We start from the raw sequence: 14,276 nt of genomic DNA, 5'->3' as shown, positions 1-14,276 counted from the left end.
CATTTGATTGATAGAAATCATCAAATATTTTAACATTTAATTATAGATAAAACAATATAAATCAAATTTTATTGAATTTTATTCAAATAATTTGAAATTTAATTATTACCTTTAAGTACAAATTTAAAACACACGATCATGACAAAAATATTAGCCGGATTATTTCAATCTCACAGTGATTATAAGAAGCTTGAAACGGACCTGGAAAGCTCAGGCTTCGGAGATTCAGATTATATTGTTTATCTCAACGACCATCAAAATTCACAATATCTTGCAAGTGTTGCAGTAAAAGATACAGATCAGGCAGATAATGCCAGGAACGTTTTTAATAAAAATGCTGTGGTAAAAACTTATTTATTTGAGAATATGGGAATAGAACAAGCAGACTACCATAACATAAAAAGATATATTGACGCACGAAATAAAGCTGAAATCCATAACAGTCCCGACGTTAAAATCAAGGGTTCAAGCAACGGCATGGATTCAGAAGTAAAATTCTAATAAAAACTAAAATCTAATAACCGGAAATCCGCAGATCTTTCTGCGGATTTTTTGTCATTGACAAGTGGGAAAATTTTCGTATTTTCGTTTAATTATACGGGATTTACACAAATGAGCTACGACTTAGAACGGGAGAACAAAGAAATACTGGCAAGATATAAAGACCTGATTTCTAATACTTACAGGACTTTGGATGAAGAAAACAATAAACTCATCCGAAAGGCATTTGATATTGCATTAGATGCTCATAAAGATCAAAGGAGAAAATCCGGAGAACCCTATATCTACCATCCTATTGCCGTAGCTAAAATTGTTGCAACGGAAATAGGTCTTGGAGCTACATCAATAGCCTGCGCACTGCTGCATGATGTGATTGAAGATTCCGACTATACCTACGAAGATATCAAGAAGATCTTTGGGGAAAAAATAGCCAATATCGTGAATGGATTAACCAAAATATCCATCATGAATCATCAGAACATTTCCGTACAGTCTGAAAACTACAGAAAGTTATTGCTCACACTATCGGAAGATTTCAGGGTTATACTGATTAAAATCGCAGACCGCCTTCACAATATGCGGACACTGGAAAGCATGGCCCCGGATAAGCAAAAGAAAATTGCTTCTGAAACCGTGTACATCTACGCTCCCATGGCCCACCGTCTGGGATTATACAACATCAAATCCGAGCTTGAAGACCTTTCATTAAAGTATAATAATGCGGAAGTTTTCAATGAGATCACTGAAAAGTTAGAACTAGCCAAGGAAAACCGGGAAAAATACATTGAGGAATTCAAAAAAGAAGTTTCCGAAAGGCTCAAAGAGGAAGGATTAAACTTCAGTATAAAAGGCCGTGCAAAAGCAGTTTCTTCCATTTACCGGAAAATGCTCAAACAAGGAGTTTCCTTTGAGGAGGTATTTGATAATTACGCCATCAGGATCATTTACAAATCAGATGCAAAAAATGAAAAGTTCCTGGCCTGGAAAATTTATTCAATCGTAACGGATGTATACCACAGTAACCCTTCAAGAATGCGTGACTGGATCACACAGCCCCGTTCTACAGGATATGAAAGTTTACACCTTACTGTCCTTGGACCGGATAAAAAATGGATTGAAGTACAGATCCGTTCAGAAAGGATGGACGAAATTGCTGAAAAAGGGGTAGCCGCACACTATAAATACAAAGAAGGATACAAGCAAAGCAGTGAGGACAGAAATTTTGAAAGATGGGTAACAGAAATCCGGGATGTTTTAGAACAGCAACAGAATCTTTCTACCTCCGAACTTCTGGATAACATCAAACTCAATTTATATTCTAAAGAGGTTTTCGTTTTTACTCCCAAAGGAGAAATCAAAATTCTGCCAACCAACGCTACGGCACTGGACTTCGCATTCTCTGTACACTCTGATTTGGGTATGAAATGCCTAGGAGCCAAGATCAATGGAAAACTGGTTCCTATCTCATATGTTCTTCAAAACGGAGACCAGGTAGATATCCTTTCTTCCCAGAATCAAAAGCCTAAATCGGACTGGCTCGAATTCGTAGTTACTTCCAAGGCAAAATCCAAGATTAAGAGTTATCTTAATTCACAAAAAAATCAGCTGGTAGAAGAAGGAAAAGAAATTTTACAAAGAAAGCTTCGTCACGCTAAAATTAATTTTAATGATGAGGAAGTCAATAAACTTCAGAAGTTTTTCAACTTAAAAACATCACAGGAACTGTTTTTAAAATTCCAGAGCAATGAACTGGATGTAAGCAGTCTTAGAAAATATATCGAAAGTAAAAATGTATTCAATAATTTACTTTCAAGATTCAGAAAATCTCCTTCCAAAAACGTTCATTATGAAGAACCAAAGGAGCAAAACCTGGACATGATCGTCTTTGGAAAAGACGAAGAAAAGTTAAACTATAGTTATGCAAAATGCTGTACCGTAATTCCGGGAGATAAAATTTTTGGATTCATTACGATTTCAGACGGTATAAAAGTGCATAGTGATAATTGTCCGAATGCTATTAACCTGAGGGCACAGTATGATTACCGGGTTATTCCAGCCAAATGGGTTAATGCTGAGAGCTTTAAAAACAGGGTTAAAATTGAAATTGAAGGTTTAGACCGGATGGGAATGATTAATGACATTACCGCCGTGATCAGTGGCACTATGGGAATGGATATGAAAAGTCTTTCCATAGAATCCAATAATGGCGTCTTTATGGGTAACATTATTCTTGAGGTTAAAAATAAAGGTCAGTTGGAAGAAACCTTTAAAAAACTTAAAAATATTAACGGAGTTTCAAGGGTGAGACGATTACAATCATAGGCATGAATTTATCTATTTATTTTAAAAAATTTTTCAACAGCAGTCAATCTTCGGGTATCATCCTTATTTTTTGTGTAGCGATTTCTTTATTAATTGCTAACTCGAGCTTAGGAGAAGGATTTCAGAATTTTCTCCACTATGAAATAGGCACTCATCTTTTTCACTTGAAATATCCGATCCATATCTGGATCAATGATGGTCTCATGGCTATTTTTTTCCTTTTGGTAGGCCTCGAAATAAAAAGAGAACTGGTGGAAGGTGAGCTTTCATCTTTTAAAAATGCTTCTCTTCCGATTTTTGCGGCAGTCGGAGGAATGCTTGTTCCCGCAACCATCTATACCCTGTTCAACTCAGGAACAGAATTCAGCAATGGATGGGGAATTCCGATGGCTACAGACATAGCCTTCTCGCTTGCGTTGATTTCCATGCTAGGAAGTAAAATTCCTAATTCCATTAAAATTTTCCTAGCTGCTCTGGCTATTGTTGATGATCTGGGAGCGATTTTAGTTATCGCCATATTTTATACAGATCAGATTCAATGGATCTATTTGTTGATCTCTTTCGGAATTGTCGCTTTCTTGTTTCTTTTGAATTTTTTAAAAGTGACGAGGCTTATTTTCTATATTATCCCTGGATTATTTTTGTGGTATTTCCTTCACAATTCAGGAATTCACGCTACCATCGCAGGAGTATTACTGGCTTTGTCTATTCCTACCAATGCATCCAATGTTCAAATTTCTCCTTTGGAAAAATTAGAGCATCATCTTCATATACCTGTAAGCTTTCTAATCATGCCAATATTTGCCCTTACAAATACCAATATTGCCTTTCACAGCGGAATGGCAGAAGGGTTGATAAGTACTTTAGGATTAGGGATCATCGGTGGTTTAGTCCTGGGAAAACTAATCGGGATCAATTTATTTTCATTTATTGCCATTAAACTTAGAATAAGTTCACTTCCACACAATAGCACATGGTCGCATATGCTGGGGGTAGGCTTTCTTGCAGGAATTGGTTTTACGATGTCTATTTTTATAGCATTACTATCCTTTAAAGAGCAATTTGAAATCCAGGATGAAGCCAAATTTGCAATTCTGATTGCATCGTTTTTATCAGCTATTTTAGGCGTAATTATATTAAGCCTCAGTGCTAAAAAGAATAAATTTATTGACGACGATAGTGATGAATAATTGCTAACTATAAAAATAAAAAAGAGCACCTTTCAGTGCTCTTTTTTATTGTATTACGGGCAAATGTAAGTGGATATCTTACATAGTCCGTTACAGCAGTAGGTAGTTCCCGGACAATAATCATCCCCGGTTCTGCATGCTAATCCTCCTTTTACGATTTTCAAATCGTTTCTCGTTAATTTTTTGATGTTTTTCATAATAAATTAATTTGGTATTTGTACAAGAAATTCAAATTCTTACTAGTCACTAAATTACCATAAAAATGAATACGAAAAAATATAATCAGGTATTTTTAATTGACCCATAAATAAATATGGATTAAATTACTATAATATTGATTGAAGAGAATTCAGATTAGTCTTTTTCGTTCGGGGAATGATCTGCCTGCACTTCTTTTCGGAGTTCATCAGCCAGTAATTTTTCTATCCTGAGTTTTCTGATAGCCATATTAAGTTCATTACCAAATAATAGCAGATAAACATTCACATTTACCCATACCATTAAAAGAATCATACTTCCAATGGACCCGTACAGAACATTATAACGGGCGATATCTTTTACATAAATAGCAAATATGTAAGTAGTGAGAACAAAAAGAACAGTCGTTAAAATAGCCCCAGGAACCGCTTGCCTGAACCTGGCAATCTTCACTGTTCCCAACCAGTAAAACATCGCTAATAAAATAAAATAAAAAAGAGGAAAAGACACAAATCCAATAATCTTAGAAAGGTTATTCACCAGCCAGGAAACATTATGGATAGGTGTAAATAGTTTTAAAACTACTTCTACATAATAGACTCCGAAAAGAGCTAAAAAAACTATAGTGATAAAGCCTATGGTAATAAAAAAAGAAAGAATAAACTCTTTTACGTCACTCAGCTTTTCTTCGGAATTTTCATTGAATCCATTGATAAGGGAAAAAGTCCCGTTTGTAGCAAAAACAAGGGCAAGAATAATGGTTAGATTACTGATTCCCCTCATATTGGGAATGATACTTTTCTCAATATAGCCTCTAACATCAGTTTCCATATTGGAAGGAAAAACATTGTGAATCAGCACTTCAAAAATATAAAAATGAAGCTTATCATAATGCGGCATATAAGGTAAAACGGAAAGCAAGAAAAGAAGAAAAGGAAATAAACTGATGGTAAAGCTCCATGAAATAGCGGCTGCCTTTCTTCCTATCTTATCCTTAAAAATACCCGAAATATAAATCTGAAACATTTGCCACAGTGATATTCCCAGGAGCGGGATATGGATATCATCTAAGAATTCCTGAATCTTCAGGATAAAATTAGGAGTTTTTATATTCATAATTATTTCAGGATATTATCTATTTTATCAAAATTTCTGTTGACTATTTGTGGCGCATTAAACCTCAGACCAATTCCAGCCCTGAATTGCCATTGTGTAGATGAATACAAATTGGAATTTGAACTATTTACCCAGTTAAGCTGAGTACCGGCTCCAACAAACCATTTTCCGTTATCATATCCGATCCTTACATTGGAATTCATTCCCATATTAAATTCATGAAAGTCTTCATCAATCAGCTTTGAATAATAAAGCTGAGGATAAAATTCAACCACCGCATACCAATTACTATCGATCACTCTTTGTATTCCTGCACCTGTTCTTAATGCCAGCCTTATATCTTTCGTGGCAGAACCTTCTTCCCCGCTTCCTATCACTTCTCCCTTATATATTGCCCTATCGGAATCTTTCAATATATTATACTGATAAAACAGACCTGTAATAACGACAAAATCATTTTTAGCAGGCTTATAAGTCATATTAGTATAGCTTCTGTAGTTCTCTTTATTTCCGACCCATAAATAACTTGTCTCCCCTTTAAAAGACCTGTAATTAGCATCCGGAAACTGAATATATGCATCCGTGATACTTTCGTCTGAACCATTTAACAAAAGATCTATATACTTCCTGGTATCCCGGAAATATAACCCTTTGATCTGATTATAACCTATCATTTGTCGTAGCTTTGGATTCAGGAAAAAAGCAAAATTCACATTGAAATATTTCGTTTTCCCCTTGATATCATCATCATTATTTATTTTAATCAGTTTAGGTGTAAATGAAATACTGGTATCCAGCCATCTGTACCTTAGAAAAAGCTCAGTGTAAAAAGAATCATTTGGTTTTAGCCTGAAAATTTCTCTTTCATAGCGAAGTCCAAAGGAATTGTTAAGGTAGCTTACGCCTGCAACGAGAGAAATTGTATTATTATCTTCCCTGTACTTCTTATTATACTCATTAACTTCCTGACCATAAGAAGCTAACGGAAAATATAAAAATAAGTAGGGAATAGATTTTATTTTCATCGTGTGATATTGGCTCCGTAAAAATACAGATTTTTTTAGACTTGATAATGAACCGGAAAATTACACCGGTTGGCAGCGAAGGGTAAAATGTATCATAGGAACCCGGGAAAATTCCTTAATTTATGAATATCTTTGTCATCCTAAATGTGATTATATCCTATGCGAATAAGTTTACTTTGTATCGGTAAAACAGATGATAAAGAAATTAATTCTTTGATCAATTACTATATTCCCCGCCTTCCTAAACATTGGAATTTTGAAATAACAGAAATCCCTGATGTTAAGAATGCCAAAAATCTCTCTTCAGATCTTCTGAAGAAAGAAGAGGCAAAGCTTTTTATGAATTATATAGATAAAAATGATCTCGTTATTATTCTCGATGAAAAAGGAAAACAGTTTACCAGCAGGGAATTCTCTCAGAAAATAGATACATGGATGAATTTGTCGGTAAAAAAGATCCACATACTAATCGGAGGAGCCTATGGGTTTTCTGAGGAAATATATACCAGAGCCAACGAAAAAATGTCATTATCTAAAATGACATTTACCCACCAGATGATCCGGTTATTTATCGTTGAACAATTATATCGTGCAGATCAGATTCTACAGGGAAAACCTTATCATAACGATTAAGTTTACTTGGCGGGAGGACATTTTGCAAAATGATCTGCAAGAATTGCTTTTTCGTATCCCAAAGCAACAGCTTTCTCCAAATTGACACAAGCTTCTTTCGGCTTGGCACCGTCAAACAAAATCAGAGATTTTGTTACATAGGACTGAGCAAATTTCGGATCTATGGAAATAGCTTTATTGATATCAGTCAAAGCCTCCTTCTGTTTTTTCATTTTTAAATAGACTTCCGCACGTCCGTTGTATAACAAAGACTCCGGTTTTTCAGAAATGAGCTGATTATAATCTTTTAATGCTCCGTCAAGATCGCCATTATTCTTCTTTAAATTAGCCAATCCCGTTCTTGCAAAGATATTTTCCGGAGCAAAAGATAAAATCTGGTTCAGATCTTTAATAGCCAGTTCTTTCTTTCCCTGGCTGTCATAAATTTTAGACCTTGTCAAATACATATCTACATTTTCAGCATCGATCTGTAATCCTTTATCAATGTATTCAAGGGCTTTCTGTTTATTTCCTTTTTGGCTGTTTACCGATGCCAGATTAGCATATACTGGTGCCGACATTGGATTTGCCCGCAGAGCTGCTTCATACGATTTAAGAGCAAGGCTCGTTTTACCCAACCTCCTTTGGGAAGTCCCCAGATTATTGTAGTACTCCGACTGGTATTTCTGAATCTGTTCTTTTTCGGCTAATTTAGCGTACTGCTCTTCGGCGCACTTATAATCTGCTTTTTTAAAGCATTCTTCCGCTGTTTTTGCGTCCTGGGAATAAAGATTAGCAAATGTAAATGCTAATACTACAAGTAATAAATGTTTTTTCATGAGGTTATCGTTTGTTTGTTGATGACTTTTTTCGCGAGTGCACTAAATATCACTCCCAATAAAAGTCCAACAAACGCCCCCACCAAAATATCTATCGGGAAATGCACTCCTAAATATATACGGCTGTAAGAAACCACTGCAGCCCATACAAATATAGCATAAGGAAACCATCTGAGTTTTTTTCCTAATAAAACACTCAGATATGTAGCTAAAAAGAAAGTATTCGATGCATGAGCAGAATAAAATCCAAATTGTCCGCCACATTTTACGATCCTCATATAATGTTCCAGAGAAGGATCATGGCAAGGTCTTAACCTTTGTACTCCATGCTTAAAGATGCCAGCGACCTGATCGGACACGGTTGTTCCTATAAGTATAAATAAAAGAATAAAAACTAAGGATTTTAACTGGTAATTTTTATAAAGAAAATACAGAAAAATAATATAAAGCGGAACCCAGATCCATGTACTGGAGATAAGCATCCAAAACTGATCAAACGAAGAACTCCCCAAATTATTGAGAAATAAAAAGACATTTTTATCTTCCTGAATGATTTCTTCCATCAGTTATCTGCTTACAGGTCCTTCATAGGTTTCATCTTCAGAAGGCTTTGGCTTTGCAGGCTCAGAAGAAGGTTCGGTAAGAATATCTTTTTCAATATTCTTCATTGGGTTAAAATCTTTAGCAGCATCTTTCACCTTTTCGATCTCACGTTTGATTTCAGAAACAGGGTTATCCGTCTCTTTCATGATCTCGGTTTTAATGTCTTCTACCGCTCCACGCATCTTTCTTACGCCTGCTCCTAAGTCACGCGCTATCTGAGGGAGTTTATCCGGACCGAATAATACAACGATTGCGACTGCAATCAATGCCATTTCTCCAATGCTTAATTCCATGAGGTAAAATTACAAAAGATTATACATATATAATGTAGAAACATAAAATTTAAACAAATTTTAAGATTTTCCATTTCAAAGCTTTAAATATTTTCAATTCAGGCTTATTAATCCTCTTAATATTCAGATCTTTTTAAATTAATCAATAATTAATTCTCTAATTAAAGAATTATATGAAATTTTTCATTATTTTTATTTCTACACAAACATTAAATATATACTTATGAAAAAATTAGTAACTCCCTTCAAGGTTTTTGCCTTGGCAATGGTGCTGTCTTTAACAAGCTGCCAAAATGAAACAACTGAAGTACTTCAGGAAAATACCGCAAAAAAAGAATCTGTTTCCGATTTGAAAAAAGTATTAACTCCCTCTTCTCAAACACTTCCCGATATTGTTCAAACACAATTGAATGATTCAAAGAAAAATCTGGAACAATACCTTAAAAATGATCTTCAGATTACCGGAGTTTCAGTTTTAGGAAAGCTGTCTGATGCAAATGGAATTTCCATTTCTCAAAACCTCATTTCAGATAAAAATACTTATGTGGCGTTTGGTAATATTACAGACCCGGCATCAGTAAAAATAGGCAAAATGACAAATTTTAATTCAGGAGATGAACTATCAGTTGCCCAACAAAGCCTGAAGGATGTCATTAGTCAGGAGGTAAAACCAAATACAGAAGTACTTGAAATTACATGGAATCACAAGGGAGAGCAATTTACTTCATTATGTTTCTACAATACCAGCGGAATTATCTGGGATAATGTGTTAGGAGGCCTGGTAATGATGGATAGAGGAAGTAACGTAGAAGCCTCTAATGACAATCAGGCAAAGGTACTTTCGAAGTGGTATAAAGAATGGTGGACGGCAAAATGGCTATGGGGATCCAAGAGAGGAGAAATCGGATATAAGATCACGATTTATTATAATGGATCTACCGTATCTAATACTGATGTAAGTGATTGGGGCAATATCAGTTTAGGAAAAGCAAAAAGCGAAAGCAAAATATTAAAGAGAACCGGAGCTTACGGACAATGCAGATATGCACTTGGATTATGTACACCGACAGGTTCTTTAAGCTTTAATTCAAGTAACTTTACGGTATCATTTTCCGGTTTGGGAAGTAATATCGTAAGTAACGGAACCAAGTCCCTTTATCCTTAATCAATACATAGCTAAAAAAATAAAGCAGGATATCATTAATGATATCCTGCTTTTTTATTTAAAATAATTTACTTTTTAATTTCTCTATTTTTCTCGAATGCATAATATGAAATAACCACACTTACAGCCATGAGAAGGAAAGCTAAAAAGAAAGGTGCTCCTGAAAACTTAAATGGCGCCTCATCATGGGTAAAGTAATAAAACAGGTTTGTCATCATAGGAGGGCCTACAATTGCCGTAGCACTCATCAGGCTTGTTAAAGCGCCCTGCAATTCTCCTTGTTCATTAGAAGGGACACTTTTTGTAATCACAGATTGAAGTGCAGGACCACAAATTCCTCCTAAACAATAAGGAATAAGGAATGCAAACATCATCCACCCTTCTGTAGCAAATGCAAACAATAACATTCCGATGGCATACAAGGCCAATCCGTAATAAATACTTTTCTGCTCTCCTAATCTTGGAGTTGTCCAACGGATCAAACCTCCCTGTACAAGTCCGACCAATAATCCTACTGCTCCGAGAGATAATCCAACCATCCTTTCCGTCCAGCTGAATTTATACATCGTATAAAAACTCCAGTTGCTCTGTACAGCATGACCTGCAATATAAATCAAAATTAAAGACACTATCAATCCTGAAATTTCAGGATGCTTACCTAAAAATTTAAATGATCCCACAGGGTTGGCACGCTTCCAGCTGAATTCTCTTCTCTTATCTTTATCCAAACTTTCAGGAAGAATAAAATATCCGTAAAGAAAATTGAGCAGGCATAAACCGGCCGCAGCGTAGAATGGAACTCTTGAGCCATAATGCCCCAGAACACCTCCCAGCACAGGTCCAATAATGAATCCCAAACCAAAAGCCGCCCCTATCAGACCAAAGTTTTTAGCCCTGTCCGCGTCAGTAGAGATATCAGCGATGTATGCACTTGCAGTGGTTACACTCGCTCCTGTGATTCCGGCTATAATTCTTCCCAGGAATAACCACCAGATACTTGGAGCTAAAGCCAGTAAAACATAATCTATTGAAAATCCAAAAAGCGAAATGAGGATAATGGGTCTTCTTCCGTATTTATCACTGAGATTTCCTACTACCGGGGAAAATATAAACTGTGTAAACGCATAGGCGAAACCAAGCCATCCACCATATTTTGCGGCCTCACTGATGTCTGCATGAATCAGTTCCTCAATTAATTTAGGAACAACGGGAATAATGATCCCCCATCCGGTGATATCAATCAGGAGCGTTATAAAAATAAAGCTCATGGCGGCTTTTTTCCTTGAATTTTCCATAATTGTGCAAAATTAATGAAATATAGAAGTATAATGATTCTAAATTGTGAAGATTTAATAATGATAATTGATTATCAAGGATTGAATAGTAGGTCGGATTTACAGCTTAACATTTAATTATTCAAACAATTTTCTTTCCTTAGATTTAAACCAATAAATAAAAAAATAGCCTTTCGAAATGAAAGGCTATTTTTTATTTATTGTAGTATAATTATTTTGAAGAAAGGACTTCTTTATTCGAAGTCGTTTTTCCATGTACTCCTTCTTCTTTCCCTGACTTAAGGAAGTCATAAGCAATAGCCGAAGCAACAAATATGGATGAGTAGGTACCGAAACCAATACCAATTAGCATCGCAAACATAAATCCTCTCAGGTTATCCCCACCAAAGATAAAGATTGCTAAAATTACAAGGATCGTTGTAAATGAGGTATTGAATGTTCTACCCAATGTACTTGAAATTGAATCATCAAATAAACCTGCCAATGTTAAAGATTTCTTCTCTCTCAAATATTCCCTGATTCTATCGAAGATAATCACGGTGTCATTGATTGAGTACCCTAATACGGTAAGGATTGCAGCAATGAAATCCTGGTTGATTTCCATATTGAAAGGCATGAATTTATGCAGCAATGAATAAGCTCCCAGAATGATAATCGCATCGTGGAACAATGCAGCTACAGCGCCCAGAGAGAATTGCCATTTTCTAAATCTGATAAGGATATAGATAAAGATACCTCCTAGTGCAGCAACAACTGCAAGAATACCGTGGGTTTTGATGTCATCTGCTACAGTAGGACCTACTTTCTCAGAAGAGATAATTCCGGCATGGTCTTTATCCGCAGATTTAAAATCGTGAAGTGAAATATTAGCCGGTAAATTCCCTTTTAATCCTTCATATAATTTTTGCTCAACAGTCTGGTCAGCCTTAAGCGATTCATCATCAATAAGGTAATCTGTAGAGATTTTCAATTGTTTAGAGTTACCAAAGGTCTTAGCCTCAACAGAAGAGTTCTTACCATCTTCCGTTTTAAACATTTTTACCAGATTCTGTTCGATATCTTCAGCATTTACATCTTTATCAAACCTTACCACGTAGTTTCTACCACCAGTGAAATCAATTCCATACTTAAATCCTTGAGTTGCAATAGATCCGATGCAGATAACAGTTAATATAGCAGAAATAATATACGCATATTTTCTTTTCCCAATAAAATCAATCCACGTATTTCTGAACAGATTTTTCGTCGGAGCTGTCCATACAGAAAGGTGTTTTCCTTTATTTAGTCTGTTGAAGATCATTACTCTTGAAAGCAATACAGAAGTAAATAAAGTCATTGCAATACCAATCATTAGTGTTAAAGCAAATCCTTTAATAGGTCCCGTTCCGAAGAAGAATAACACCACTGCCGTTAGGAATGTTGTCGAGTGACCATCAATAATGGCATTTAATGCATGTTTAAAACCATCTTTGTAAGCCTCCAAAATACTTTTTCCGGCAAATAGTTCTTCTTTGGTTCTTTCGTAGATAATTACGTTCGTATCCACAGCCATTGCCATTGTAAGAACGATACCTGCAATACCTGGAAGAGTAAGCGTAAAGTCTCCGGAATCCATAATTCCGAAAATGTAGAATAAGTTAATAACCATTGCAATTACAGCGTACACTCCCGCACCACCATAATAGAAAATGATATAAACGATGATGATTAAAAATGCAATAGCGAATGAGATCATCCCTGCATTAATAGATTCCTGTCCTAGAGACGGTCCTACCTGTGTAGCCTGAACTACTTTAGCTCCTGCCGGTAATTTACCTGCTCCTAAAACGTCTACCAGTTCTTTAGCTTCTTCCTGAGAGAAGTTACCGGAGATCTGAGTTCTACCGTTAGGAATAGCATTTACTACGTTCGGTGCAGTATATACCCTGTTATCAAGAGTTACAGCAACCGGTTTATTAACGTTTTTCTCTGTTAATGTTTTCCATTCTTTAGCCCCTTTAGAATCCATCTGCATATCAACTACTACTCTTCCCAGCTCATCATAGCTGATGTTAGCAGTTTCAACAGCTCCGTCTACTGGTGCTTTTTGGTTGATGTTTCCTCTTATGGCATACAATACAAGGCTCTCAGCATCTGTAGCTTCTGGTTTGTACCCCCACATGAATTGGGTATATTTAATGTTAGCCGGACGTAATGCCTGAGCCACTTTGCTGTTTAAAATTTTATTTACAACTGCAGTATCAGACAATTTAATGTTAGCAACTCCGTTGGTTCTTAACTTGTCTAAATGTAAAAGGTTCATGAAGTTCACATTCTTTGCAACTCCCATAGAATCTCCTTTTGCTGCAACCACACTTGTTAAAGTCTGAAAATAAGGTGCAATTTCAGGAACCTGCTGTACTTCCCAAAACTGAAGTTTTGCTGAAGTCTGAAGCATTTTCTTTACTTTATCGATTTCTTTCATACCAGGCATTTCAACAGAAATTCTCGCTGTTCCCGGTACTCTCTGAACATTCGGCTGTACAGCCCCCATTTTATCAATTCTGGTTCTGATAACCTCAAAAGCAGTACCTACAGAAGCATCAATTCTTCTTTTAACGATACTTTTTACCTGCTCATCAGTAGTATTATACTTAATCTCTGTAAGATTAGTGTTTCCGAATATTTCCGGATCTGCAAGTTTAAGATTGGTTCCTTTTGCTTTGTTTATAGCATCAAACTGATCGAAAAAATTATCTACATAAGATTTAGTAGAATTCTTCTGAACCTCATCAGTTTTATTTAAAGCTTCGATTAGAACAGGATTAGAAGAGTAATTCGTTAAATCACTCACCAAATCTCTTTGGTTGATCTCCAAAAGAACGTTGATCCCTCCTTTCAAGTCAAGACCAAGTTTCATTTCTTTGTCTTTCGCTTTAGAATAATAAAGCTTCGTATAACCAAGATTAAGAGTATCTTCCTTTATTCGTTTGATCTCTTTCTCGTTTCCGTTCGCAGCTTCAATCTGCGATTCAATTTTGCTGGCGTACCAGGTTGGTATAAGCTCATTTAAGCAAATCAACCCCAGTACAATAGCAACAATTGTAATAAGTCCTTTTCCTTGCATTTTGTTATAAC

13 protein-coding genes are annotated in these 14,276 nt (G+C 35.8%); 5 read left to right on the top strand and 8 right to left on the bottom strand.

Annotated elements, in window-relative coordinates:
- Positions 1 to 138 precede the first annotated feature (138 nt).
- From MTQ00_RS02210 to nhaA, 3 genes are all read left to right on the top strand, one after another.
- Positions 139 to 501 carry a hypothetical protein gene (locus tag MTQ00_RS02210; RefSeq protein WP_172277860.1) on the top strand — a complete coding sequence of 121 codons (363 nt, stop codon included), beginning with the start codon at positions 139 to 141 and terminating at the stop codon, positions 499 to 501.
- 111 nt (positions 502 to 612) lie between these two features.
- A complete protein-coding gene (locus MTQ00_RS02205; RefSeq protein WP_172277859.1) occupies positions 613 to 2,823 on the top strand; it encodes a RelA/SpoT family protein in 2,211 nt (736 codons plus the stop codon).
- A gap of 2 nt (positions 2,824 to 2,825) precedes the next feature.
- Positions 2,826 to 4,013: a Na+/H+ antiporter NhaA gene (nhaA, locus tag MTQ00_RS02200; RefSeq protein WP_273647550.1), complete on the top strand. Its 1,188-nt coding sequence runs from the start codon at positions 2,826 to 2,828 to the stop codon at positions 4,011 to 4,013.
- Positions 4,014 to 4,066: 53 nt separating this feature from the next.
- On the opposite strand, the gene MTQ00_RS02195 is transcribed toward nhaA, so the two are convergent.
- The 3 genes from MTQ00_RS02195 to MTQ00_RS02185 all read right to left on the bottom strand — a co-directional run bounded on the left by MTQ00_RS02195 (position 4,067) and on the right by MTQ00_RS02185 (position 6,352).
- The gene (locus MTQ00_RS02195) at positions 4,067 to 4,210 is read right to left on the bottom strand and encodes a bacteriocin-like protein (RefSeq protein ID WP_172277855.1); all 144 of its coding nucleotides are present in this window, start codon (positions 4,208 to 4,210) and stop codon (positions 4,067 to 4,069) included.
- A gap of 157 nt (positions 4,211 to 4,367) precedes the next feature.
- Complete coding sequence (locus MTQ00_RS02190; protein WP_172277853.1) at positions 4,368 to 5,327, bottom strand: YihY/virulence factor BrkB family protein; 960 nt, start codon at positions 5,325 to 5,327, stop codon at positions 4,368 to 4,370.
- Positions 5,328 to 5,329: 2 nt separating this feature from the next.
- Positions 5,330 to 6,352 (bottom strand): DUF4421 family protein, encoded by a 1,023-nt coding sequence (locus tag MTQ00_RS02185; protein WP_273647549.1) that lies wholly within the window; start codon positions 6,350 to 6,352, stop codon positions 5,330 to 5,332.
- Positions 6,353 to 6,511: 159 nt separating this feature from the next.
- On the opposite strand from MTQ00_RS02185, the gene MTQ00_RS02180 reads away from it, so the two are divergent.
- Positions 6,512 to 6,985 carry a 23S rRNA (pseudouridine(1915)-N(3))-methyltransferase RlmH gene (locus MTQ00_RS02180; RefSeq protein ID WP_172277849.1) on the top strand — a complete coding sequence of 158 codons (474 nt, stop codon included), beginning with the start codon at positions 6,512 to 6,514 and terminating at the stop codon, positions 6,983 to 6,985.
- Between the two features lie 2 nt (positions 6,986 to 6,987).
- Here the strand turns inward: MTQ00_RS02180 and MTQ00_RS02175 are convergent, their stop codons facing one another.
- From MTQ00_RS02175 to MTQ00_RS02165, 3 genes are read right to left on the bottom strand one after another with little or no spacing between them, the layout of a single operon-like run.
- On the bottom strand, positions 6,988 to 7,803 hold the full coding sequence (locus MTQ00_RS02175; RefSeq protein ID WP_273647548.1) for a tetratricopeptide repeat protein: 816 nt from the start codon (positions 7,801 to 7,803) through the stop codon (positions 6,988 to 6,990).
- Positions 7,800 to 8,366 (bottom strand): phosphatase PAP2 family protein, encoded by a 567-nt coding sequence (locus tag MTQ00_RS02170; RefSeq protein ID WP_172277845.1) that lies wholly within the window; start codon positions 8,364 to 8,366, stop codon positions 7,800 to 7,802. The genes MTQ00_RS02175 and MTQ00_RS02170 overlap by 4 nt, the downstream gene beginning before the upstream one ends.
- 3 nt (positions 8,367 to 8,369) lie before the next feature.
- Positions 8,370 to 8,699 carry a Sec-independent protein translocase subunit TatA/TatB gene (locus MTQ00_RS02165; RefSeq protein WP_172277843.1) on the bottom strand — a complete coding sequence of 110 codons (330 nt, stop codon included), beginning with the start codon at positions 8,697 to 8,699 and terminating at the stop codon, positions 8,370 to 8,372.
- 223 nt (positions 8,700 to 8,922) lie between these two features.
- On the opposite strand from MTQ00_RS02165, the gene MTQ00_RS02160 reads away from it, so the two are divergent.
- Entirely contained in the window at positions 8,923 to 9,864 is a 942-nt protein-coding gene (locus MTQ00_RS02160; RefSeq protein WP_273647547.1) for a hypothetical protein, read from the top strand.
- Positions 9,865 to 9,932: 68 nt separating this feature from the next.
- Here MTQ00_RS02160 and MTQ00_RS02155 read toward each other — a convergent pair whose 3' ends face one another.
- Together MTQ00_RS02155 and secD are read right to left on the bottom strand one after the other, a co-directional pair.
- Positions 9,933 to 11,159: a TCR/Tet family MFS transporter gene (locus MTQ00_RS02155; RefSeq protein WP_172277839.1), complete on the bottom strand. Its 1,227-nt coding sequence runs from the start codon at positions 11,157 to 11,159 to the stop codon at positions 9,933 to 9,935.
- 211 nt (positions 11,160 to 11,370) lie between these two features.
- Complete coding sequence (secD, locus tag MTQ00_RS02150) at positions 11,371 to 14,265, bottom strand: protein translocase subunit SecD (protein WP_273647546.1); 2,895 nt, start codon at positions 14,263 to 14,265, stop codon at positions 11,371 to 11,373.
- Positions 14,266 to 14,276: the final 11 nt, after the last annotated feature.

This window comes from Chryseobacterium sp. B21-037 (genome assembly GCF_028570785.1).
Lineage (GTDB): Bacteria > Bacteroidota > Bacteroidia > Flavobacteriales > Weeksellaceae > Chryseobacterium > Chryseobacterium proteolyticum.
The sequence above is the reverse complement of the archived record's forward strand: the minus strand, read 5'-3'. Positions and strand labels throughout refer to the sequence as shown.

What these genes read in the sequence shown, in the direction of transcription:
- MTQ00_RS02210 (WP_172277860.1), top strand. Translation starts at nt 139, where the DNA reads ATGACAAAAATATTAGCCGGATTATTTCAATCTCACAGTGATTATAAG.
- MTQ00_RS02205 (WP_172277859.1), top strand. Translation starts at nt 613, where the DNA reads ATGAGCTACGACTTAGAACGGGAGAACAAAGAAATACTGGCAAGATAT.
- nhaA (WP_273647550.1), top strand. Translation starts at nt 2,826, where the DNA reads ATGAATTTATCTATTTATTTTAAAAAATTTTTCAACAGCAGTCAATCT.
- MTQ00_RS02195 (WP_172277855.1), bottom strand. Translation starts at nt 4,210, where the DNA reads ATGAAAAACATCAAAAAATTAACGAGAAACGATTTGAAAATCGTAAAA.
- MTQ00_RS02190 (WP_172277853.1), bottom strand. Translation starts at nt 5,327, where the DNA reads ATGAATATAAAAACTCCTAATTTTATCCTGAAGATTCAGGAATTCTTA.
- MTQ00_RS02185 (WP_273647549.1), bottom strand. Translation starts at nt 6,352, where the DNA reads ATGAAAATAAAATCTATTCCCTACTTATTTTTATATTTTCCGTTAGCT.
- MTQ00_RS02180 (WP_172277849.1), top strand. Translation starts at nt 6,512, where the DNA reads ATGCGAATAAGTTTACTTTGTATCGGTAAAACAGATGATAAAGAAATT.
- MTQ00_RS02175 (WP_273647548.1), bottom strand. Translation starts at nt 7,803, where the DNA reads ATGAAAAAACATTTATTACTTGTAGTATTAGCATTTACATTTGCTAAT.
- MTQ00_RS02170 (WP_172277845.1), bottom strand. Translation starts at nt 8,366, where the DNA reads ATGGAAGAAATCATTCAGGAAGATAAAAATGTCTTTTTATTTCTCAAT.
- MTQ00_RS02165 (WP_172277843.1), bottom strand. Translation starts at nt 8,699, where the DNA reads ATGGAATTAAGCATTGGAGAAATGGCATTGATTGCAGTCGCAATCGTT.
- MTQ00_RS02160 (WP_273647547.1), top strand. Translation starts at nt 8,923, where the DNA reads ATGAAAAAATTAGTAACTCCCTTCAAGGTTTTTGCCTTGGCAATGGTG.
- MTQ00_RS02155 (WP_172277839.1), bottom strand. Translation starts at nt 11,159, where the DNA reads ATGGAAAATTCAAGGAAAAAAGCCGCCATGAGCTTTATTTTTATAACG.
- secD (WP_273647546.1), bottom strand. Translation starts at nt 14,265, where the DNA reads ATGCAAGGAAAAGGACTTATTACAATTGTTGCTATTGTACTGGGGTTG.